The 21,130-nt window shown below is 62.3% G+C and carries 19 protein-coding genes; 14 read left to right on the top strand and 5 right to left on the bottom strand.

Features of this window, described 5'->3' with window-relative positions; all coding sequences use genetic code 11:
• The first annotated feature begins 296 nt into the window (after positions 1–296).
• The 5 genes from pntA to KI797_RS19595 all read left to right on the top strand — a co-directional run bounded on the left by pntA (position 297) and on the right by KI797_RS19595 (position 7,892).
• Complete coding sequence (pntA, locus tag KI797_RS19615) at positions 297–1,823, top strand: Re/Si-specific NAD(P)(+) transhydrogenase subunit alpha (RefSeq protein WP_161507681.1); 1,527 nt, start codon at positions 297–299, stop codon at positions 1,821–1,823.
• A gap of 11 nt (positions 1,824–1,834) precedes the next feature.
• On the top strand, positions 1,835–3,319 hold the full coding sequence (gene pntB, locus KI797_RS19610) for a Re/Si-specific NAD(P)(+) transhydrogenase subunit beta (RefSeq protein ID WP_139437938.1): 1,485 nt from the start codon (positions 1,835–1,837) through the stop codon (positions 3,317–3,319).
• Positions 3,320–3,641: 322 nt separating this feature from the next.
• Positions 3,642–4,934: an L-cysteine desulfidase family protein gene (locus KI797_RS19605; protein WP_161507680.1), complete on the top strand. Its 1,293-nt coding sequence runs from the start codon at positions 3,642–3,644 to the stop codon at positions 4,932–4,934.
• A gap of 156 nt (positions 4,935–5,090) precedes the next feature.
• Positions 5,091–6,491 carry an L-cystine transporter gene (locus KI797_RS19600; RefSeq protein ID WP_161507679.1) on the top strand — a complete coding sequence of 467 codons (1,401 nt, stop codon included), beginning with the start codon at positions 5,091–5,093 and terminating at the stop codon, positions 6,489–6,491.
• A 72-nt stretch (positions 6,492–6,563) separates the two neighbouring features.
• Complete coding sequence (locus tag KI797_RS19595; RefSeq protein WP_161507678.1) at positions 6,564–7,892, top strand: CoA-disulfide reductase; 1,329 nt, start codon at positions 6,564–6,566, stop codon at positions 7,890–7,892.
• A 199-nt stretch (positions 7,893–8,091) separates the two neighbouring features.
• On the opposite strand, the gene KI797_RS19590 is transcribed toward KI797_RS19595, so the two are convergent.
• Positions 8,092–8,847, bottom strand: coding sequence for an outer membrane protein assembly factor BamD (locus KI797_RS19590; protein WP_202619468.1), 756 nt, complete (start codon positions 8,845–8,847; stop codon positions 8,092–8,094).
• Positions 8,848–8,963: 116 nt separating this feature from the next.
• On the opposite strand from KI797_RS19590, the gene rluD reads away from it, so the two are divergent.
• The 3 genes from rluD to clpB all read left to right on the top strand — a co-directional run bounded on the left by rluD (position 8,964) and on the right by clpB (position 13,612).
• Complete coding sequence (gene rluD / locus KI797_RS19585) at positions 8,964–9,944, top strand: 23S rRNA pseudouridine(1911/1915/1917) synthase RluD (RefSeq protein WP_042650590.1); 981 nt, start codon at positions 8,964–8,966, stop codon at positions 9,942–9,944.
• Between the two features lie 185 nt (positions 9,945–10,129).
• A complete protein-coding gene (gene pgeF / locus KI797_RS19580) occupies positions 10,130–10,867 on the top strand; it encodes a peptidoglycan editing factor PgeF (protein ID WP_226170718.1) in 738 nt (245 codons plus the stop codon).
• Positions 10,868–11,038: 171 nt separating this feature from the next.
• The gene (gene clpB / locus KI797_RS19575; protein ID WP_161507675.1) at positions 11,039–13,612 is read left to right on the top strand and encodes an ATP-dependent chaperone ClpB; all 2,574 of its coding nucleotides are present in this window, start codon (positions 11,039–11,041) and stop codon (positions 13,610–13,612) included.
• A 286-nt stretch (positions 13,613–13,898) separates the two neighbouring features.
• On the opposite strand, the gene asnA is transcribed toward clpB, so the two are convergent.
• Positions 13,899–14,891, bottom strand: a complete 993-nt coding sequence (gene asnA, locus KI797_RS19570) for an aspartate--ammonia ligase (RefSeq protein ID WP_226170715.1) — start codon at positions 14,889–14,891, stop codon at positions 13,899–13,901.
• A gap of 153 nt (positions 14,892–15,044) precedes the next feature.
• Here asnA and asnC point away from each other — a divergent pair, with 153 nt between their 5' ends.
• Positions 15,045–15,506 carry a transcriptional regulator AsnC gene (gene asnC, locus KI797_RS19565; protein WP_005324409.1) on the top strand — a complete coding sequence of 154 codons (462 nt, stop codon included), beginning with the start codon at positions 15,045–15,047 and terminating at the stop codon, positions 15,504–15,506.
• A gap of 95 nt (positions 15,507–15,601) precedes the next feature.
• Here asnC and KI797_RS19560 read toward each other — a convergent pair whose 3' ends face one another.
• On the bottom strand, positions 15,602–16,366 hold the full coding sequence (locus tag KI797_RS19560; RefSeq protein WP_226170712.1) for a substrate-binding periplasmic protein: 765 nt from the start codon (positions 16,364–16,366) through the stop codon (positions 15,602–15,604).
• An 83-nt stretch (positions 16,367–16,449) separates the two neighbouring features.
• Here KI797_RS19560 and KI797_RS19555 point away from each other — a divergent pair, with 83 nt between their 5' ends.
• Positions 16,450–16,986, top strand: a complete 537-nt coding sequence (locus KI797_RS19555) for a DUF2301 domain-containing membrane protein (RefSeq protein ID WP_226170710.1) — start codon at positions 16,450–16,452, stop codon at positions 16,984–16,986.
• Here the strand turns inward: KI797_RS19555 and KI797_RS19550 are convergent.
• Entirely contained in the window at positions 16,983–17,387 is a 405-nt protein-coding gene (locus tag KI797_RS19550; protein WP_042650595.1) for a CBS domain-containing protein, read from the bottom strand. The genes KI797_RS19555 and KI797_RS19550 overlap by 4 nt on opposite strands.
• A 129-nt stretch (positions 17,388–17,516) precedes the next feature.
• Between KI797_RS19550 and KI797_RS19545 the strand changes: the two genes are divergently transcribed.
• Positions 17,517–18,221: an SDR family oxidoreductase gene (locus KI797_RS19545; protein WP_226170707.1), complete on the top strand. Its 705-nt coding sequence runs from the start codon at positions 17,517–17,519 to the stop codon at positions 18,219–18,221.
• 76 nt (positions 18,222–18,297) lie between these two features.
• On the opposite strand, the gene KI797_RS19540 is transcribed toward KI797_RS19545, so the two are convergent.
• Positions 18,298–18,846 (bottom strand): 2-amino-4-hydroxy-6-hydroxymethyldihydropteridine diphosphokinase, encoded by a 549-nt coding sequence (locus KI797_RS19540; RefSeq protein WP_226170704.1) that lies wholly within the window; start codon positions 18,844–18,846, stop codon positions 18,298–18,300.
• A gap of 125 nt (positions 18,847–18,971) precedes the next feature.
• Here KI797_RS19540 and cydH point away from each other — a divergent pair, with 125 nt between their 5' ends.
• The 3 genes from cydH to KI797_RS19525 all read left to right on the top strand — a co-directional run bounded on the left by cydH (position 18,972) and on the right by KI797_RS19525 (position 21,085).
• Positions 18,972–19,064 carry a cytochrome bd-I oxidase subunit CydH gene (gene cydH, locus KI797_RS19535; RefSeq protein WP_106885551.1) on the top strand — a complete coding sequence of 31 codons (93 nt, stop codon included), beginning with the start codon at positions 18,972–18,974 and terminating at the stop codon, positions 19,062–19,064.
• A 102-nt stretch (positions 19,065–19,166) separates the two neighbouring features.
• The gene (locus KI797_RS19530) at positions 19,167–20,567 is read left to right on the top strand and encodes a sensor histidine kinase (protein ID WP_041206551.1); all 1,401 of its coding nucleotides are present in this window, start codon (positions 19,167–19,169) and stop codon (positions 20,565–20,567) included.
• Positions 20,568–20,575: 8 nt separating this feature from the next.
• A complete protein-coding gene (locus tag KI797_RS19525) occupies positions 20,576–21,085 on the top strand; it encodes a hypothetical protein (protein WP_041207108.1) in 510 nt (169 codons plus the stop codon).
• Positions 21,086–21,130: the final 45 nt, after the last annotated feature.

The raw sequence follows: 21,130 nt of genomic DNA, 5'->3' as shown, positions 1-21,130 counted from the left end.
TTCCAGCGCATTTTGCTGGTATAAGCCCCTAATTTGGTTTGTTTTTTTTAATCATGGTCCGGGATGGGCTGAATTCTGTACCCGCCCGCTCGGGGTCGTGGTTGTAATAAAACTCCAAAATTTGATACTAATCACCTTCGCGCCTGAAAAGCGGGGGCCTGACCATGACAGGAGGTTGAGGTAAAGCCTGCTGATTTTCATAACAAAGGGCCCGTGACCTGCACTTTGATCATGCCTTGTCCGCTCAGACATGAGAGACTGGGCAATGATTGTTTATTAACCATCAGGGAATAGTCATGCAGATTGGAATACCGAGAGAGAGTCTCGCCGGTGAGACCCGGGTCGCAGCGACCCCGGCCACCGTCGAGCAGCTGAAAAAGCTCGGCTTCGAGGTCGCCATCGAGGCCGGTGCCGGCCAGCTGGCCAGCTTCGATGATGCCGCCTTCGAGGCTGCCGGTGCCAGCGTGGTGCCGAGCGTCTGGCAAGCCGACCTTATCTTCAAGGTCAACGCGCCGACCGATGCCGAGATCGCACAAATTAAGGATGGTGCCACTCTGGTGAGCTTCATCTGGCCTGCCCAGAACCCCGAGCTGGTCAAGAAGCTGTCCGAGCGCAACATCAATGTGATGGCGATGGACATGGTGCCGCGGATCTCCCGTGCCCAGTCCCTCGACGCCCTCTCCTCCATGGCCAACATCGGTGGTTATCGCGCCGTGGTCGAAGCCGCCCACCAGTTCGGTCGCTTCTTCACCGGTCAGATCACCGCCGCCGGCAAAGTACCGCCCGCCAAGGTCTTGGTGATCGGTGCCGGTGTGGCCGGTCTGGCCGCCATCGGGACCGCCGGTTCCCTCGGTGCCATTGTGCGTGCATTCGACACCCGTCTGGAAGTTGCCGAGCAGATCGAGTCCATGGGTGGGGAATTCCTCAAGCTGGACTTCGGCGGCGAAGACGGCGCCTCCAGCGACGGTTACGCCAAGGTCATGTCCGATGAGTTCATCAAGGCCGAGATGGAGCTGTTTGCCCAGCAGGCCAAGGAAGTGGACATCATCATCACCACCGCCCTGATCCCCGGTCGTCCGGCGCCCAAGCTGATCACCAAGGAGATGGTCGACAGCATGAAGCCGGGCTCCGTCATCGTGGATCTGGCTGCCGCCACCGGCGGAAACTGTGAATACACCAAGCCGACCGAGCTGTTCGTCACCCCGAACGGTGTCAAGGTGATCGGTTACACCGATCTGCCGGGTCGTCTGCCCGCCCAATCCTCCCAGCTCTACGGTACCAACCTGGTCAACCTGATGAAGCTGATGTGCAAGGAGAAGGACGGCAACGTTGCCATCGACTTCGAAGATGTGGTACAGCGCAACATGACGGTGATCCAGGCCGGTGAAGTCACCTTCCCGCCCCCCGCCATCGCCGTGTCCGCCGCGCCGCAGAAGCCGGCCGTCGCCAAACCGGCAGCGAAGAAGGAAGAAGCCAAGCCCTCCAACAAGAAGTTCGTGTTCGGTGCCCTCGGCATCGCCGCCTTCGGTTGGGTAGCAGCGGTGGCACCTGCCGCCTTCCTCTCCCACTTCACCGTCTTCATCCTGGCCTGTGTGGTCGGTTACTACGTGGTGTGGAACGTCTCTCACGCCCTGCACACGCCGCTGATGTCGGTCACCAATGCCATCTCCGGCATTATCGTGGTCGGTGCCCTGCTGCAGATTGGGCAAGGGTCGACCCTGGTCACCGTATTGGCCTTTATCGCCGTGCTGATTGCCAGTATCAACATCTTCGGTGGCTTCACCGTCACTCAGCGCATGCTGAAGATGTTCCGTAAGGATTAAGGGGGTTTAACGTGTCTCAAGGACTGGTAACAGCATCCTATATCGTTGCCGCCGTGCTCTTCATCCTCAGTCTCGCGGGACTGTCGAAGCAAGAAACGGCCAAGCATGGCAACCTGTTCGGTATCGCGGGGATGGCCATCGCCCTGCTCGCGACCGTGTTCAACCCGGAAACCAGTGGTGTGCACTGGATCATCCTGGCCATGGTCATCGGCGGCGCCATCGGCGTGCGCCTGGCGCTCAAGGTCGAGATGACCGAGATGCCCGAGCTGGTGGCCGTGCTGCACAGCTTCGTGGGCATGGCGGCGGTGCTGGTGGGCTTCAACAGCTTCATCGACTTGCACCCCTCCGCACCGGCTGAGGTCGTCGTCTCCGTCGGCTCCAACCTGGATGCGACCCTGGCTGCGGCCCGGGCGGCGTTCGAGCAGGCGGCCAGCGTCGCCCAGGTCGAGCACCTGTCCGGCGCCATGCTGAACATCCACCTGGTGGAAGTGTTCCTGGGCGTCTTCATCGGTGCCGTGACCTTCACCGGTTCCGTGGTGGCGTTCGGCAAGCTGCGTGGCCTGATCTCTTCCAAGCCGCTGATGCTGCCGCACCGCCACAAGCTGAACCTGCTGGCCGTGGTGGTTTCCATCGCGCTGATGATCCACTTCGTCAACGCCGGTGGCTCCACCTTCGCCCTGCTGCTGATGACCCTGATCGCCTTCGCCTTCGGTTGGCATCTGGTCGCCTCCATCGGTGGCGCCGACATGCCGGTGGTGGTCTCCATGCTGAACTCCTACTCCGGTTGGGCGGCAGCGGCGGCGGGCTTCATGCTCTCCAACGACCTGCTGATCGTGGTGGGTGCCCTGGTGGGCTCCTCCGGTGCCATCCTCTCTTACATCATGTGTAAAGCGATGAACCGCTCCTTCATCTCCGTCATCGCCGGTGGCTTCGGCTCCGACGGTGTGGCCTCCACGGCCGATCAGGAGATGGGCGAGTACCGCGAGACCAACGCCGAAGACGTGGCCGACATGCTGAAGAACGCCAGCTCCGTCATCATCACCCCGGGCTACGGCATGGCGGTGGCGCAGGCCCAGTACCCGGTTGCCGAGATCACCCACAAGCTGCGCGAGCGCGGCGTCAAGGTGCGCTTCGGTATCCACCCGGTGGCCGGTCGTCTGCCTGGTCACATGAACGTGCTGCTGGCGGAAGCCAAGGTCCCCTATGACATCGTGCTGGAAATGGACGAGATCAACGAGGACTTCAGCGATACCGACGTGGTGCTGGTGATTGGTGCGAACGACACCGTCAACCCGGCCGCCATGGAAGATCCGGGCAGCCCCATCGCCGGCATGCCGGTGCTGGAAGTGTGGAAGGCGCAGAACGTCATCGGCTTCAAGCGCTCCATGAACACTGGCTACGCCGGTGTCCAGAACCCGCTGTTCTTCAAGGAGAACACCCAGATGCTGTTTGGCGATGCCAAGGCCAGCGTCGAGGCCATCCTGAAGGCGCTCTAAGCGTCGATGGGATGAGACAAGAGGAGGCTTCGGCCTCCTTTTTTATTGCCCGCTTTTCACTGGGGCGGGCAAGACATTGATGACAAAGGGCCTTGGCCGGATGAGGGGATCCGTTGCCAGCGGCAGGGCAGCAATCCGGTGACGTTGCCCCCGCTGGAAGGCATAATGGCGGCAAAAGGCGAGGGGGCTCAATTTTATTTGAGGCTCGTGCCACTAGAATCAAATAAAGTGACATGGACGGGGTGGCCCGGTGGGCGGCCCTCCAGATAGCACCCATACCCCTATACGATGCCTGCGGCACAGTGAACCAGAGAAACCACAGATGAAAGCACAATGGACCGACTTTATTACTCTGCTCAAGCGTGAAGTGGTGCCGGCCCTGGGCTGCACCGAACCCATGTCGGTGGCGCTGGCCGCCGCCAACTGCCGCAAGCTGCTGGGGCAGGTCCCGACCCGCATCAGCGTCTGGGTCAGCGGCAACCTGTTCAAGAACGGCATGGGGGTCGGGGTCCCCGGCACCGGCATGATTGGCCTGCCGGTCGCCGCCGCCGTCGGCATCACCGGGGGCAACCCGGATGCGGGTCTGGAGGTGCTCAAAACGCTCACCCCGGCCCAGGTGGATGCCGCCAAGGCGCTGTTGCCCATCATCAAGGTGGATGTGAAGGACGTGCCGGACGTCCTCTACGCCGAGGTGCTGGCCGAGGCCGATGGTCATAGCGCCCGTGTGGTGATCTGCACGGATCACACCCGCATCGTACTGCTGGAAAAGGATGGCGAGGTGCTGATGGAGCAGGACAGTGCCCCCGGGGTGCAGATCCAGCCCGCGAAATCCGACAAGCCGGCCATGACGCTGCGGGAGATCGTGGCGTTTGCCCTTGAGGTGCCGCTGACCGAGATCGCGTTCATCCGCGAGGCGGCCAGCATGAACCAGGCGCTGGCGGATGAGGGCCTGCAGGGCTATGGCCTGCGCATCGGCAAGATCCTGACCGAACAGGTGGAGCGCAAGCTGCTCTCGGACGATCTGATGACCCTGGCCATGCGGCTGTCCTCCGCCGCCTCCGATGCACGCATGGACGGCGCCATGCTGCCCGCCATGTCCAACTCGGGCTCGGGCAACCAGGGCATAGCCGCCACCATGCCGGTGGTCGCCGCCGCCCGCTTCCTCAAGGCCGATGACGAACAGCTGGCCCGGGCTCTGGTGATGAGCCACCTGGTGGCCATCTACATCAAGGCTTACCAGAACAAGCTGTCGGCCCTGTGCGCTGCCAGCACAGCCGCCATGGGCTCGGGGGCCGCCATCACCTGGCTGCTGGGAGGCCAGTTCGAGCAGATCAGCCACTGCATCAACAACATGATTGGTGACGTCTCCGGCATCATCTGCGACGGCGCAGGCAGCGCCTGCTCCATGAAGGTGTCCACTTCCACCTCGGCGGCGGTCAAGTCGTCGCTGATGGCCATCAACAACCTGCACGTGCCCCAGAGCGAGGGCATCGTCTCCGATGACGTGGACCAGACCATAGCGAACCTGGGCCGGCTCTCGAAACAGGGGATGCTGGATACCGACATAGAGATCATCAACATCATGCGGGCCAAGCAACAGGGCAAGGCCGGATGATGAGGGGGGCGGCACTGGCCGCCCCCGGTTTTTACAGATATTGACGTCACCCCGAACGGGGGGCGTGCCGCCACGATGCGGCCAGTTTCGGGGCGAGGCGCAGGGTGCGCCCGTCCATCCATCTCGGGCCTCGCCCGTTTATTTTTGGGGAATCTCATGACTCTTAGCGTTATCGGTAATCTGGCCATCCTGGTCATGTTGCTGCTGTTTCTCTACCGCTTGCAGCAGACCCACGTCAGCTTCACCCGTCGCGTCTTCTCGGGGCTCGGGCTCGGGGTCCTGTTCGGCTGGGCCTTGCAACTGCTGTACGGTGTCGGCTCCGAGGTGCTGGTCCAGACCGGCGACTATCTGGATCTGGTCGGCAGCGGCTACGTGAAACTGCTGCAGATGATCATCATCCCACTCATCATGGTCTCCATCATAGGCGCCATCCTCAAGCTCAGCGGCGGCAGCGCCCTCGGCAAGATCAGCGCCCTGACCATAGGGGTGCTGATCTTCACCACCATGATCGCCGCCGGGGCGGGCATACTGATGTCCAACCTGTTCGGTCTGAGTGCCGAGGGGCTCACCGCTGGCGCCGCCGAGACGGCCCGTGGCGCGGCCCTGCAGACCAGCCTCGGCAGCGTCGAGAGCATGTCTCTTGCCAAGATGGTGCTGGAGTTCATCCCGGCCAACCCCTTCCTCGACATGACGGGTTCACGCAAGACCTCCACCATAGCCGTGGTGATCTTCTCCATCTTCATCGGCCTCTCTGCCACCGGCATCGCCCGCAAGCAGCCCGAGATCTTTGCCAGCTTCGAGCGCTTCATGCAGGTCGCCCACGCCATCGTCATGCGCATGGTGACTCTGGTGCTGCGCCTCACTCCTTATGGAGTGCTGGCGCTGATGGCCAAGGTGGTGTCCGGCTCCAACTACGCGGACATCATCAACCTGCTGAACTTCGTGCTGGCCTCTTACGGTGCCATCGCCATCATGTTCCTGGTGCATCTGCTGCTGGTGAGCCTGGTGGGCATCAACCCGCTGCGCTTCCTGAAGAAGATCATGCCGGTGCTGGCCTTTGCCTTCACCTCGCGCACCAGTGCGGGCTCCATCCCCATGAACGTGCAGACCCAGACCCGGGCCCTCGGCATCCCGGCGGGCATCGCCAACTTCGCCGCCTCCTTCGGCGCTACCATAGGCCAGAACGGCTGTGCCGGCATCTATCCGGCCATGCTGGCAGTGATGATAGCCCCGACCGTGGGGGTCAATCCCCTGGATCCCGGCTTCATCATGACGCTCATCGCCATCATCACCGTCAGCTCCTTCGGGGTGGCCGGTGTGGGGGGCGGCGCCACCTTCGCGGCGCTGATCGTGCTCTCCGCGCTGGACTTCCCGGTGGCCCTGGCGGGGCTGCTCATTTCCATCGAGCCCCTCATCGACATGGGCCGCACCGCCCTCAACGTCTCCGGCTCCATCACGGCCGGCACCCTCACCAGCCGGCTGATGGGACAGACCGACATGGCCGTCTTCAACGACGATGCCGAGGTCAGCCTGGACGGGGAAGAGTCCGCGGTCTGACCGGGCCTCATCTTCTGATTTGTATATGAAAAGGGGAGGCGAAGCCTCCCCTGTCGTGACTGGAGTCAAGCTATGCGTATTGTGATCATCGGTGGCGAAGCCGCCGGTATGAGTGCGGCGGCCAAAGCGCGCCGTCTGGCCAGGGACGCCGAGATTGTGGTGTATGAAGCCTCAGAGGTGATCTCCTTCGGCGCCTGCGGTCTGCCCTACTTCGTGGGGGACGATTTCCAGGAGCTCGGCTACATGGCCGAGTTCACCCCGGAGCAGTTCGCCGCCAAGGGGATAGAGGTGAAGATTGGCCACAGGGTGCTGAGTCTAGATGCGGCCGCCCAGACTCTGCGGGTGGAGCACAAGGGCGACAGCTTTACCGATCGCTACGATCGGCTGATGATCGCCACCGGTGCCCGCGAACAGATGCCCCCCATTCCCGGCTTGCAGCAGCAGGGTGTGTTCGGCCTGCGCCGGATGGCCGATGGGCTGGCGCTCAAGGGGGCGGTGCAGGATCCGCGCAGCAAGAAGGCGGTGGTGATCGGCTCCGGCTTTATCGGGCTGGAGGTGGTCGAGGCCCTGGTCCATCAGGGCAAGGAGGTACGCCTCATCGAGCTGGCGGACAGGGTCATCCCCGAGGCGTTCGACAGCGAGATCACCCAGCACATCGAGACCGAACTGCGGGAGCAGGGGGTCTCCCTGCATCTCGGCGAGCGGGTCCAGGCTTTGCTGGGGGATGGTCGGGTGACCGGCGTGCGCACCGACCAGGGTGAGTACGAGGCCGATATCGTCGTGGTCTGCACCGGGGTCAGGCCCAACACCGAGTTCCTGGCCGATACCGGTATAGCGCGGCTCGGCAACGGCGCCATCAAGGTCGACCGTCAGGGGCGCAGCTCGCTGGCCAACGTCTGGTCGGCGGGCGATTGCGCCAGCGTCTGGCACAGCGTCAAGCAGCAGCAGGTCTATGTGCCGCTCGCCACCATAGCCAACAAGCTGGGACGCATGGTGGGGGAGAACCTGGCGGGGGCCGAACAGGAATTCCCGGGCACGCTCGGCTCGGCGGCACTCAAGGTGCTGGGGCTGGAGGCGGGCCGCACCGGGCTTTCTGAGAAAGAGGCCCAACAATTGGGCATCGACTACAGCACAGTGGTGATCAAGGACAAGTGCCACACCAACTACTGCCCGGGCCAGTCCGACATCCACGTCAAGCTGGTCTATGAGGCGGGCAGCAAGCGGCTGCTGGGGGGCCAGATCCTGGGTCGCAAGGGAGCGGTACACCGCATCGACGCCCTGGCGGTGGCCATCACCATGGGGGTGACCACGGATCAGCTCGGCATGCTGGACTTTGCCTACGCGCCGCCCTTCTCCCGCACCTGGGACGTGCTCAACGTAGCGGGCAACGTGGCCAAGTAGCTGGGCAGTCATGGCGGCGCTTGCCTATGCGCTCTTTTTCCATGCTTGGGATGCACTCAACGTGGCGGGCAACGTCGCCAAGTAGCTGAATGAAGATGACGGCGCATGCAGGGCGCCGTCATGGAAGGCGCACTCTGCGGACAGATTGCAGCCATAAAAAAACCGATGCCTTGGCATCGGTTTTTTGTCCCCGTCATGCTCAGCCGCGGCCGATGCGATTGTCCGGGTAGTTCTTGGCCAGCACTTCGCGGGCGTGGCGGGCCAGGGTCGGCATCTTCAGGGTATCGTAGGCGTTGACCATGATCTCCAGTGCCTTCTCTGTCTCCACTGTGTCGGGATAGGTCTCGACCACCAGCTTGGCGCGGTTGGCGGCGGCAATCAGGGCATCACGCTTCACGTAATACTCGGCCACCCCCAGATCGTAGCGGGCGAGGCGGGTCTTCAGACCGACCATGCGGGCACGGGCATCGGCCGCATACTGGCTGTTCGGGTAGTTCTGCAGCAGGGTCTTGAAGTCCTGGAAGGCCTGACGGGCGTAGGAAGGATCCTTGTCGTCCCGATCGATGCCCAGGAAGTCCTGGAAGAAGTTGTAATCTGCCGCCATGTTGGTCAGGCCGCGCATGTAGAACACGTAATCGATGTTCTTGTGCGCCGGGTTGAGGCGGATGAAGCGGTCGATATTGGCGATCGCCTGGGCGGTATCATCCTGCTTGTAGTAGGCGTAGATGAGATCGAGCTGCACCTGACTTGAGTAGGCACCGAACGGATAACGAGAGTCCAAGGCTTCCAGCAATTCGATGGCATTCAGGTAGTTGCCTGTGTCCAGTTTGAGACGGGCTTTCTGGTACAGGACTTCCGGCGGTTCGTCGGGAACCTTGGGTTTGGTGCTGGAACAGCCAGTGATCAGCGTAGCGACCAAGGCGAGCGACATCAGCAGGCGAGACTTCTTTCCCATCAACAACATCCGGTCCATTTCCACGAAATTGGCAAAGTATCCGTTATGCTTGGCTAAAAGAAAAGCTAGAATACCCGGATTATTTCGAATTGATACCCCCGCTCAAGAGACCATACATGAGCCAGCATATTGAACTGACAGGCGAATTTCAGGATCACCAATTCGGGCAGCGACTCGACCAGGCCCTGGCCGAATTGTTTCCAGACTACTCCCGCACCCGCATCAAGGAGTGGATTTTACAGGACAGAGTGACCCTGGATGGTCAGGTTGCCAATACCCCGCGCGAGAAAGTGGTGGCCGGGCAGCAGGTACATGTAGATGTCGAGTTGGAAGATGATACCCGCTGGGATGCCCAGAACATCGACCTCAACATCGTCTATGAAGATGAACACATTCTGGTGATCGACAAGCCGGCCGGTCTGGTGGTTCACCCGGGCGCCGGTACGCCGGACGGCACCATACTGAACGCCCTGCTGCACCGCTACCCCGGCATCGCCGAGGTACCCCGTGCCGGCATAGTGCACCGTCTGGATAAAGACACCACTGGCCTGATGGTGGTTGCCAAGACGATCCCGGCCCAGACCCATCTGGTGGAGGCGCTGCAGGCGCGTCAGATCACCCGTGAATACGAGGCCGTCGCCATAGGTCACATGACCGCTGGCGGCACTGTGGATGCCCCCATCGGTCGTCACCCGACCCAGCGTACCCACATGGCTGTGGTGCCGAATGGCCGTCCTTCCGTGACTCACTACCGGGTACACGAGAAGTTCCGTGGCCACACCCGTCTGCGTCTGCGTCTGGAAACCGGTCGTACCCACCAGATCCGTGTCCACATGGCGCATATCAAGCATCCGCTGGTGGGTGATCCCGCTTACGGTGGCCGTCTGCGCCTGCTGCGCAATGCGACCCCTGAGCTGACCCAGGCCCTGCGCAATTTCAACCGCCAGGCGCTGCACGCCACCATGCTGAAGCTGGCTCACCCCATCACCGGCGAAGTCATGGAGTGGCACTCTGCCACGCCGCAAGACATGCTGGACCTGATGGAAGTGCTGCGTGCCGATACGCTCGCCAACCCGGACGATTTAGTCTGGAGTTGATGCCAGGTCGGTACCGATGAGAGTGCTGCGTACAGTTATCACCCTGGCCAACCCGGACGATTTGGTCTGGAGTTGATGCAATAGGGCCTGCGTCGGTTTCTGCCGTCGTCTGGTCCGAAGAGATGACAAACGGGGTTCCCTTTCAGGAGCCCCGTTTTTATATCCGTGAATGGAAGGAGTCACAGATGAACTGGATTGAACCCGACTGGCCCGCTCCTGGCAATGTCAGGGCCCTGTCGACCACCCGGGATGGTGGCCTGAGCGAAGGGGTCTTCGCCGGTCTCAACCTGGGGGCCCATGTGGGGGACGAGCCTGCACGGGTCGAGGCCAACCGCGCCCGCCTGCAGCAGGCGGCGCAGATCCCCGGGCCCCTCAACTGGCTCAATCAGGTACACGGCACTGCCGTCCACTCCGTCAGTGACCAGTACGATGTTGCGCCGGATGCCGATGCGGCCTGCGCCCACGAGGCCGGGCAGGCCTGCATAGTGATGACAGCCGACTGCCTGCCGGTGCTGTTCTGCGATCGGGCCGGCACTGTGGTGGCTGCCGCTCATGCCGGCTGGCGTGGGCTGAAGGAGGGGGTACTGGAAGCCAGTATCGCCGCCATGGGCTGCGAACCGGGGGAGATCCTGGCCTGGCTCGGTCCCGCCATCGGCCCCACGGCCTTTGAAGTGGGGGGCGAGGTGCGCGATGCCTTTATGGCGGAACAGTCGGAAGCGGCTACGGCCTTCGTCCCTTCGTCCAATGAGGGGAAATGGTTGGCAGACATCTACCTGCTGGCCCGGCTGCGGCTGGCAAGAGCGGGCGTCACCGCCGTCTATGGCGGTGAATACTGCACCTTTAGCGACGGCGAGCAGTTCTACTCTTATCGTCGCAACGGTCAGACTGGCCGCATGGCCTCGATTATCTGGCTGGCGCCTTGACGAATCTCCCGCCCTGCATCTGGCAAGGGCGGGGATCCTGCCAGCGCCCTCGCTGCAGAAAAAATAACCAGGCTCGCCCCTTGAAATAGCCCGCACGGGCCTCATCTTTCATCTCAGAAAGTTATGTTGTTTGCCGCGCAAGCGGCGTGTCTGTTTCAAAGGGGGAGTGCAATGCGCCTCGATCGCCTGACCAGCAAATTCCAAGTCGCTATTTCCGATGCCCAGTCTCTCGCACTGGGTCGTGACCACCAATTCATCGAACCCGTCCATCTGATGACAGCCCTGCTCAATCAGGATGGCGGCTCCATCCGTCCGCTGCTGACCCTGACCGGGATGGACATCAACACCCTGCGCTCCCGTCTCGGCGAGGAGCTCGACCGCCTGCCCAAGGTGAGCGGCGTCGAGGGGGACGTGCAACTTTCCAACGGCCTCGGTCGTCTGCTCAATGTCTGTGACAAGCTGGCCCAGCAGCGCAAGGATCAGTTCATCTCGTCCGAGCTGTTCGTGCTGGCAGCCCTCGACGAGAAGGGCAACCTGGGGGAGCTGCTGCGCGCCCAGGGTCTTACCAAGGAGAAATTGGAAGCGGCCATCGACAAGGTACGTGGCGGCAAGAAGATCGATGATGCCAACGCCGAGGAGAACCGCCAGGCGCTGGAGAAGTACACCATCGATCTGACCGAGCGGGCCGAACTCGGCAAACTCGACCCGGTGATCGGCCGGGATGAAGAGATCCGCCGTACCATCCAGGTGCTGCAACGCCGTACCAAGAACAACCCTGTGCTGATCGGCGCCCCCGGCGTCGGCAAGACCGCCATCGTCGAGGGGCTGGCCCAGCGCATCATCAACGGCGAGGTGCCGGAAGGGCTCAAGAACAAGCGGGTGCTCTCTCTGGACATGGGGGCCCTGGTGGCCGGAGCCAAGTATCGCGGCGAGTTCGAGGAGCGGCTCAAGGCGGTGCTAAGCGATCTGGCCAAGGAGGAGGGCAACGTCATCCTCTTCGTGGACGAGCTGCACACCATGGTCGGCGCCGGCAAGGGCGAGGGGGCCATGGATGCGGGCAACATGCTCAAGCCTGCCCTGGCGCGGGGTGAGCTGCACTGCGTCGGCGCCACTACCCTCGATGAATATCGGCAGTATGTGGAGAAGGATGCCGCCCTGGAGCGCCGTTTCCAGAAAGTGCTGGTGGAGGAGCCCTCGGTGGAGGACACCATCGCCATCCTGCGTGGCCTGAAGGAGCGCTATGAGCTGCACCACCATGTGCAGATCACAGACCCGGCGATTGTGGCGGCGGCCCAGCTGTCCCACCGCTACATCGCGGACCGCCAGCTGCCTGACAAGGCCATCGACCTCATCGACGAGGCGGCGGCCAGCATACGGCTGCAGATCGACTCCAAGCCGGAATCTCTGGACCGCCTCGAGCGGCGCATCATCCAGCTCAAGTTGGAGCAGCAGGCGCTGATGAAGGAGGATGACGACGCCAGCCGCAAGCGGCTCGATCTGCTCAATCACGAGCTGGCCGAGAAGGAGCGGGAATACAACGAGCTGGAAGAGGTGTGGAAGGCCGAGAAGGCCGCCCTTGCCGGTACCCAGCACATCAAGGCAGCGCTGGAGCAGGCCCGCCAGGATCTCGAGGTGGCCCGCCGTGCCGGGGATCTCGGCCGCATGTCCGAGCTGCAATATGGCCGCATCCCCGAGCTGGAGAAACAGCTGGATCTCGCCACCCAGGCGGAGATGCAGGAGACCAGCCTGCTGCGCAACCGGGTCACCGACGTGGAGATCGCAGACGTGCTGGCGCGCTGGACCGGTATTCCGGTGGCGCGGATGCTGGAAGGGGAGCGTGACAAGCTGCTGCGGATGGAAGATCAGCTGCACAGCCGGGTGATCGGCCAGGAAGAGGCGGTGGACGCCGTCTCCAACGCCATTCGCCGCTCCCGGGCCGGGTTGTCCGATCCGAACCGCCCCATCGGCTCCTTCCTGTTCCTGGGGCCCACCGGGGTGGGCAAGACAGAGCTGTGCAAGGCGCTGGCGGAGTTCCTGTTCGATACCCAGGACGCCATGGTGCGCATCGACATGTCCGAGTTCATGGAGAAGCACAGCGTGGCGCGGCTGGTGGGGGCGCCTCCGGGATACGTGGGCTACGAGGAGGGGGGTTATCTCACCGAGGCGGTACGCCGTCGCCCCTACTCGGTGATCCTGCTGGACGAGGTTGAGAAGGCGCACCCGGATGTGTTCAACATCCTGCTGCAGGTGCTGGACGATGGCCGCCTGACCGATGGTCAGGGCCGCACCGTCGATTTTCGCAACACGGTCGTCATCATGACCTCCAACCTTGGCTCGGATCTGATCCAGGAGCACTACGCCGAGAAGGACTACGAGGAGATGAAGGCTCTGCTGATGGAGCTGCTGACCCGCAGCTTCCGCCCGGAGTTCATCAACCGGATCGACGAGACTGTGGTGTTCCACCCGCTGGGCGAGGATCACATCAAGTCCATCGCCCGCATCCAGCTCAAGAGCCTGATGGGCCGTCTGGAGTCCCAGGGCTTCGAGGTGGAGGTGAGCGAGGAGCTGCTGACCAAGCTGGTCCACGCCGGCTTCGACCCCGTCTACGGGGCGCGCCCCCTCAAGCGGGCCATTCAGCAGAAGGTGGAGAACCCGCTGGCCCAGGCCCTGCTCAGCGGTCGGGTCATCCCCGGCAAGAAGCTGCTGCTGGGAGCCGACAGCAACGGCCTGACCATGACCCAGTAACCGATCTCGTGTCGGTGCCCACAACGCCAGCCCTCGGGCTGGCGTTGTCATATCTGGTGGCGGTGATTTCGAGGCAAAAAAAAACGGCAATCCGAAGATTGCCGGGAGGAATGTATTCGATGCGACCTGGTGTGGGTTGAGCGGGTCGCAGGGGCAAGCCCCGGTTTCGCAGCGGATCATCAGGGATGACCACACGGCTTACAGCCTGCCCGGACTGCGCTCTTTCAGTCCGCACGGCCACACACCTTCTGCATCCGGCATGGGTTGCCGGATGCCATCAATCTGCTTACAGCATGCCCGGGATGGCAGCCTTCATCTCGGATGGCCAGACGCCGACCTGTACCTGACCTATGTGCTCTTTTTGCAGCAACAGCATGGCCAGACGGGATTGGCCTATGCCGCCGCCGATGGTCTGCGGCATCCGCGCGGCCAGCAGATCCTGGTGCCAGTCATACTGCAGGCGATCCTCGTCACCGGTGATGGCTAGCTGGCGGCGCAGCGCCTCTGCATCCACCCGGATCCCCATGGAGGAGATCTCGAAGCTGTCTTCCAGCACAGGGTTCCACACCAGGATGTCGCCGTTCAGACCCGCCAGACCCAGCTCGCTCTCGCTGCTCCAGTCGTCATAGTCCGGGGCGCGCACGTCGTGGCGCTCACCGTGGGAGAGGGCACCGCCGATGCCGATGAGGAAGACAGCTCCCAGCTCCTTGGCGATGGCCCGCTCGCGCCTCTTGGCATCGAGATCCGGGTAGCGGGTCAGCAGCTCTTCGCTGTGCAGGAACTGGATCTCGCTTGGCAGGAAGGGGGTCAGCGCGTGTTCGGCGCAGACAGCACGCTCGGTGGCCTTGATGGCGGCCCAGATGCCGCGCACCGTCTCCTGCAGGTAGGCCAGATCCCGGCGCTCGCCCGGCATCACCTTCTCCCAGTCCCACTGATCCACATAGACGGAGTGGATGGGGGTCAGTCTGTCTTCGTCCGGGCGCAGTGCCTTCATGTGGGTGTAGATGCCTTCGCCCGGGCCGAAGCCGAAGCGGCCGAGCGTCTGGCGCTTCCACTTGGCCAGGGAGTGAACCACTTCGTAGCTGTGTTCGGGGAGTGTCTTCACCTTGACCTGCACCGCATTCTCGTGACCGGACAGGTTGTCTTGAGTGCCATCACCGACTCGGCTCAGGATGGGGGCTTGTACCTCCATCAGACCCAGTTGCTGGGCGAGTTGGCGGGAGAACATCTCTTTGACGAAGCTGATCTGTTGTTGGCTGCGAATGTAGTGCTGTTTCATGCTGAATACCTGTTTCAAACTCGTTGGATATGGCGATTCTTCAACAGAACGCGCAACAAATTCAATATTCGACAATAGAAATAGGCTTTACGTATTTTTTTGTTCAAAATATCAGGGTTGTTACTGAGATATCATCAACGGGAGTGCGAAAAAGTGTCGGAAAATTATCGGATCGATAATCTCGATCAGGCCATCCTCACCGCCCTGATGGAGAATGCGCGTATCCCTTACGCCGAGCTTGCCAAGCAACTGGCGGTCAGCCCGGGCACCATCCATGTGCGGGTGGAGAAGATGAAGCAGGCGGGGATCATCGAGGGGACGCGGGTGCAGGTGAACGCGAAGAAGCTGGGTTACGATGTCTGCTGCTTCATCGGGATCAATCTCAAGAGCGCCAAGGATTACCCTTCGGCCCTGGCCAAGCTGCAGGCGCTGGACGAAGTGGTGGAGGCCTACTACACCACGGGTCACTACAGCATCTTCATGAAGGTGATGACCCGCTCCATCGACGAGTTGCAGACGGTGCTGATCCACAAGATCCAGACCATAGACGAGATCCAGTCCACCGAGACGTTGATTTCACTGCAAAATCCCATCCTGCGGGACGTGAAGCCCTGAGTAGCGCCTTCCACACGAGCCCCTGATTTTGCTGTAGCTTCTGATATGGAGCGATGTGAAGCCCTGTTCTCGCCGCCGGCTCCGGCATGGCGGGCTCAGGGCTCGAGGTAGGGGATGCCGTACTTGTCGTAGAGGGCCTTGAGACGGCCGTCGCGCTTCATGTGCAGCAGCTCTGCATCATAGGCTGCCATCAGCGCCGGGGTGTCGGCATCGGCCCGGGCCTTGCACCACACATGGTAGTAGGGGCTGCTCTTGAGCGGCTTGGGCAGGTAGTCGAGCTTGCCCTCAAGTCCCTCTTCCCTTATCTGGGCGAAGGCGGTGACCAGAGACATGGGGACCACATCGATGCGCCCGGCGATCAGCTTGCGCAGTTGCAGCTGGTTGATGGGGATCACCTGGAAGCGATAGGCCGGATCGGCCATGGCTGCCGTCAGTTCCGGGGTGTAGGAGAAGTCTTTGGTGACGCCGATGCGCCAGGGCTTTAGATCGGCCAGGGTGCGGTAGCGGATCTTCCCCAGGTCATCCTTGCGCACGAAGAAGTGCCAGCTGTGGCGGATATGGGCCTGTTTGGGGTAGAGCAGGTAGGACTCCCGCTCCGGCTTGTAGGAGTGGCTCAACAGCAGGTCATAGACGCCGCCCTCGGCATTGCGGGTGAGCCTGGCGCCGGAGTCGAGCAGCTCTATCCTGATGGGGACCTTGAGGCCGCCAAAGATGGTGGTGACCAGATCCACATCCAGGCCCCGTGGCTGGCCGCTGTGATCCAGCCATTTCAGAGGGGGTTCCAGGATGCCGCCAATGACCAGCTCTCTGGCCGACAGCCAGCAGGGCAGCAGCAAGCAGAGCACGAGCAAGCTTCGCAAATCACATCTCCTGAACACTCGGGGCGGGTTCACGATCCACGGGGTATAGTGACCGGCAGATATCTCACTAGAGACGACCCCGGATGGCAAACCCTGAAATAGAAAGTGAACTGGATGGCATCGACAGGCTTTCTGTCTGTCTCTATCGTCTCGGACTGAGTCTGACAGCTTTGCTGCTGTTGTGTCGAGGGGCAGGAGTGCTGGGATGGCTGGTGCCGTTGTCGCCGTCTCAGTGGCTGACCATGCTGGTGGTGGCGAGCGGCCTGTGTGGATTCTGTCTGCACTTATATGACAAGCGGGTGCGGTTTTTACTGCAGGGGCTGGCCTGGGGCGGGTTGATGCTGGCCGCCTGTGGTGCCCCCGCCATCCTGGTGCTGGGGGCGGCCCTGGCCACCCTCTGTGGCCTGGCGTTCAAGGAGCAGTTCTGTTTCGCCATCCCGGCCATCAGGCTCCTGCCGCTGTTGTTGCCCTTGCTGTGGTTGCTGGAGTGGACCCGCGTTGCCTGGGCTGCGGCCCTGGTTGCCCTGGCGAGCGGCCTGCTGCTCGGCCTGCTCAGTCTGGCCAAGTGGCGCATGCCGCTGCATTTCGATATCGGCGATCGGGGACGCTACCAGCTCTAGGTGGCCTGACACTGCTTCATCTGCGCGTTGAGGGCCTGCATCACCTGCCGGCGGTTGATGATGCCGACCACCTTGTCCCCTTCCCGCACCGGATAGATCTTGGGCTTGGCCCCGGTCATCTGGCGGGCGAGATCCAGGATGCTGTCGTCCGGGCTGACGAACAGCGGGGTACGGCTCATCAGATCCTCCACCCGGGTACGGCTGTCGCAGTGGTAGCTGCCGGTGAGCAGACTCGGGATGCAGTCCTGCTCGGAGAGAAATCCGATCAGTCGTTTCTGGTCGTCCAGCACCGGCAGGCCGCTCGAGTCTGCCTGATGGAGTCTGTCGAGTGCTTCGGCCAGGCCGAGTTGCGGGCTGAGGGAGTGGGTCAGGCGGCTCATGTGATCGCGGATCTGCAGCATGTGTGTGGCTCCAAAAGGGTTAAAGTGGTGTCACTATGTTCGCTGGACGGTGCTCGGGGCCAATGGCTTGTACCGTTGAGATTGATAGGCACGGCCCCGGGCCGGCAAGCAACGACAAAAGGAGAGGGTATGCGTGCATTGGTAACGGGCTGCGGCCGTCGGCTGGGGTTCTATTTATGCGAGCAGCTGGTGGCCGCTGGCTGGCAGGTGACGGGCAGCTATCGCAGCGAGCGAGCCGAGCTGGCCCACCTGCGGGCCCTGGGCGTTGAGCTGGTGCAGGCGGATTTTGCCGTGGAAGGGGAGGTCGCACGGCTTGCCACGGCACTGGGTGCCCATGATGATCTGGCGTTGATCATCCACAACGCCTCGGCCTTCGAGCCAGAGGCTGACGAGCCAGAGGCACAACTGGAACAGTTCGAGCAGTTTTACCGGGTGCACATGGCGGCGCCATTTCAGCTGAATCGCGCGCTGGCACCCCAGCTGGCGCGCCAGCACAACGCCAGCATCATCCACATCACCGACATCTACATTCACGCCCCGGCGCCCCAGTTCGCCGCTTATGTGGCTACCAAGGCGGGCGCCCATTCGCTGGCCATGAGCTTTGCCCGGGAGCTGGCACCCGAGGTGCGGGTCAACACCATTGAGCCCGGCCCCATCCTGTTTCTCGATGAGCATGGCGACGCCTGGCGCCAGCAGGTGCTGGCCCGGACGCCGTTGGCGAGGGAGGGGGGGCTGGAACCCATCTGGCAGGCAGTCACGCTCTTGATGGCAAACGACTATATGACGGGAGCCTGCATCCGGGTGGATGGTGGTCGGGCTCTGGCCGTCATCTAGACGTCATGGCGCGTCGTTGAATGAAGCGATGGCGGGAGTCTGATCGGGCTCCCGTCGTGGTGATCCAGCAGGGCGACTAGTGGTGGCGAATGGTTGCCTGATGGGCAGGCATATCCGGGGGCACGGCGGACAGCTCCTGGCGCTCATCGGTCGGCTGTCGGAGGGCGACGGGCTGCTGGCCGAAGGCCTGCTGTGCAAACACCTTGCTGGTGCGCAGACGCAGCGTCACCTTGTGGGCGCCAACCCGCTCCCCCTCATACATCTCGGCCAGCAGATCCCCGAGATAGGCATCCACCGCGACCCCGGCGAAGGCATCCCTCTCGTGGCTGGCCAGGATGTCGATGTCGAGGGGTCTGTCCGTCACCTTGCACAGGGGATTGCCGCGATCCCGCCCATGGGCCAGCTCCATGGTGACGAATTCGGCCTTCAGCTGGGCGGCGGAGAGCTCGCTCTGGACGATGAACAGGCAGTTGAGAAAGTCATGGTGCGAGCGCATCCCCACCGGTGTGGTCTGGATCACCGAGCTCAGACGCAGCTGGCCGAAGCGGGCCAGCAGCTCTTCCACGGCCTGGCTGACATGCTGGGAAGGGTCTAGATTGGATCCAATGCTGCAGAGGTAAAACATGGTTGCCATTCCTTGGGTTGGGCTCGTCTGAAATATATACGCAGCTCACGGTTATCTGATTCACTATGAATTAACATATTGTTATCTGTTGTGATCCAACTCTGATTGGCAGAAAGGAGGTTTGCATGAGTGTGGAGATGAAATGGGCGCTGTTGACCGCCTCAGGAGCCTTGGCCGTGATCCTGATCATCTGCCTGGCATCCGTCGGTCTGGCGTAAATCCGAGTTCCGAGTGCAATCAAACCGGCCCCCTGGCCGGTTTTGCTTTTTCATGGAGTGCGGATATGCTGGCCCCCCCATGACGAATCGAGACAGCAGAAGATGACCAAGGTTCGGCCTCGTTCCCTGCTCCAGGTGGTATTGATGGGCTTCGTGCTGGTGTTGATGCCCCTGGGGGGCATGATCTGGCACGACAGTCAGGCGCTCTCCCATCTGGGGCAACTGACCAGCGACGAGATGGAACGTGCGGTGCGGGATACCCGCCGGGCTACCCTGCTCACCGCCCAGGCCATCGATCTGGAGCGCACCTTGCGCCGCTATGCGGTGCTGGGGGACGAGCGCATTCTCGGCAGTTATCAGCAGCAGTTGGCCCGCTATCGCGAGCTGCTCGCCACTCATCGGCAATCCATCCCGGATGCCGCCGTCTACTCCGATCTCGAGGCCACCCTGGCCTGGCTGGATGGCTTGCAGGATCTGCGCAAGGCCAGGATGGAGGCGACCAGTCCCAATTTCACCCAGTTCAATGAACTCAACCAGCAGCTGGAAGTGGTCACCCGCAGTCAGGTTGACGAGCATGTGGCGGGGATGCGGGCGGCCATCGCCGAGCTGAGGAAGGAGATCTGGTGGGTGAGCGGTTTCGTGGTGGGGCTCAGTCTGCTGCTGGTACTGCTGTTTACCTACCTCATCATCCACCCCGTGCGTCAGATTGAGTCGCGGATCCTGAGCCTGGGGGCCGGTGTCGAGCCGGACACGCGCCCGGTGGATGGCCCTGCCGAACTGGTGTTGCTGGGAGAGCGGATCGGCTGGCTGCACGACAAGCTCAAGGAGCTGGAACAGCAGAAGTACCAGTTCCTGCGCCATGTCTCCCACGAGTTGAAGACGCCCCTCGCCGTGCTGCGGGAGGGGGCGGATCTGCTCTCCGAGCAACTGGTGGGGCCGCTCAATGGGGATCAGCAGGAGATCTGCCAGATGCTGGAGGAGAACAGCCGCCGGCTGCAGACCCTGATCGAGCGGCTGCTCGACTTCAATCGCCTCAGCCAGCAGGAGGTGTTCAGCCTGATGGCGGTGCCGCTGGCCCCCCTGTTGTCAGAATTGTCTGCAGAGTACCGGCTGGCGCTGGAATCCAAACAAATCAGTGTACACTGGCCGCCCGAGCCCATCAGCTTGCAGGCAGAGCCTTATCGCCTGCGACTCATCCTCGACAACCTGTTTTCCAACGCGGTCAGTTATGGCGCCAAGGGTGGCCAGATCTGGATCCGTGCCGGCCAGGATGCCAATGGCGGCTGGCTGGAGGTGGCCAATGAAGGGCCCGTCATCCCGCTGGACGAACGGGAACGGATCTTCGAGCCGTTCGAGCAGGGCAGCATAGTGCGCCAGGGGTTGTTGAAAGGATCCGGGATGGGCCTATCCATTGCCCGCGAGTCGGCGATGAGCCTGGGGGGCGAGCTTAAATTAATTGAGGATGAACAGGCTGATGTCTGTTTCCGGTTGGATCTTAAGTGAAATTCAAGATGAAACGATTCGTTGTACCCGTATTGATGATGAGCCTGCTCGCAGGCTGCTCCCTGCTGCCATCGCGCAGCCTGACAGAGCCCTCGGAGCAGGTCCTCGCCAAGCGGATGGAGTTCGCCAATAAAGAGATGCAGGTGCGCCTGCAGTACTCGGACTGGTTGCTGGCCAGCCGTCCCCAGCAGCGGATACAGGAGCGCGAACGGCTGGCCGGAGCCACCGATCTCGAGAGCCGGGTCAGCCTGGCCATGGTCAACACCCATCCGTCCGAGTCGGTGGCGAGTCGCCGGGCCGGGCTGGACAAGCTCAAGGCCCTGCTGCCCGAGCTCGGCCTGGATGCCCAGGCCTTTCTGCGCAGCTGGATAGCCCTCGGTGAGGAGCTGCTGGCCCGTGACAGTCGCCGCGACGATCAGAGCCAGGAGGTGCAGCGTCTGCGCCGCCAGATCGAGCAGCTCTCCGCCATCGATGAACAACTCAACCAGCGCAAGCTCAATGGGGGCGCCCAGCCATGATGCGCCGAGGGCATGCCGGGCAGGGGAGAACAACAAGTCTTCACG

Source organism: Aeromonas media, assembly GCF_020423125.1.
GTDB lineage: Bacteria > Pseudomonadota > Gammaproteobacteria > Enterobacterales > Aeromonadaceae > Aeromonas > Aeromonas media.
This window is presented reverse-complemented; position numbering and strand designations above follow the sequence as displayed.

Coding starts and splice junctions, on each gene's coding strand:
- clpB (WP_161507675.1), top strand. CDS start 11,039: ATGCGCCTCGATCGCCTGACCAGCAAATTCCAAGTCGCTATTTCCGAT.
- KI797_RS19545 (WP_226170707.1), top strand. CDS start 17,517: ATGCGTGCATTGGTAACGGGCTGCGGCCGTCGGCTGGGGTTCTATTTA.
- pntA (WP_161507681.1), top strand. CDS start 297: ATGCAGATTGGAATACCGAGAGAGAGTCTCGCCGGTGAGACCCGGGTC.
- rluD (WP_042650590.1), top strand. CDS start 8,964: ATGAGCCAGCATATTGAACTGACAGGCGAATTTCAGGATCACCAATTC.
- asnA (WP_226170715.1), bottom strand. CDS start 14,891: ATGAAACAGCACTACATTCGCAGCCAACAACAGATCAGCTTCGTCAAA.
- KI797_RS19590 (WP_202619468.1), bottom strand. CDS start 8,847: ATGGGAAAGAAGTCTCGCCTGCTGATGTCGCTCGCCTTGGTCGCTACG.
- KI797_RS19605 (WP_161507680.1), top strand. CDS start 3,642: ATGAAAGCACAATGGACCGACTTTATTACTCTGCTCAAGCGTGAAGTG.
- KI797_RS19595 (WP_161507678.1), top strand. CDS start 6,564: ATGCGTATTGTGATCATCGGTGGCGAAGCCGCCGGTATGAGTGCGGCG.
- KI797_RS19600 (WP_161507679.1), top strand. CDS start 5,091: ATGACTCTTAGCGTTATCGGTAATCTGGCCATCCTGGTCATGTTGCTG.
- KI797_RS19530 (WP_041206551.1), top strand. CDS start 19,167: ATGACCAAGGTTCGGCCTCGTTCCCTGCTCCAGGTGGTATTGATGGGC.
- cydH (WP_106885551.1), top strand. CDS start 18,972: ATGAGTGTGGAGATGAAATGGGCGCTGTTGACCGCCTCAGGAGCCTTG.
- KI797_RS19540 (WP_226170704.1), bottom strand. CDS start 18,846: ATGTTTTACCTCTGCAGCATTGGATCCAATCTAGACCCTTCCCAGCAT.
- pgeF (WP_226170718.1), top strand. CDS start 10,130: ATGAACTGGATTGAACCCGACTGGCCCGCTCCTGGCAATGTCAGGGCC.
- KI797_RS19555 (WP_226170710.1), top strand. CDS start 16,450: ATGGCAAACCCTGAAATAGAAAGTGAACTGGATGGCATCGACAGGCTT.
- KI797_RS19550 (WP_042650595.1), bottom strand. CDS start 17,387: ATGCTGCAGATCCGCGATCACATGAGCCGCCTGACCCACTCCCTCAGC.
- KI797_RS19525 (WP_041207108.1), top strand. CDS start 20,576: ATGAAACGATTCGTTGTACCCGTATTGATGATGAGCCTGCTCGCAGGC.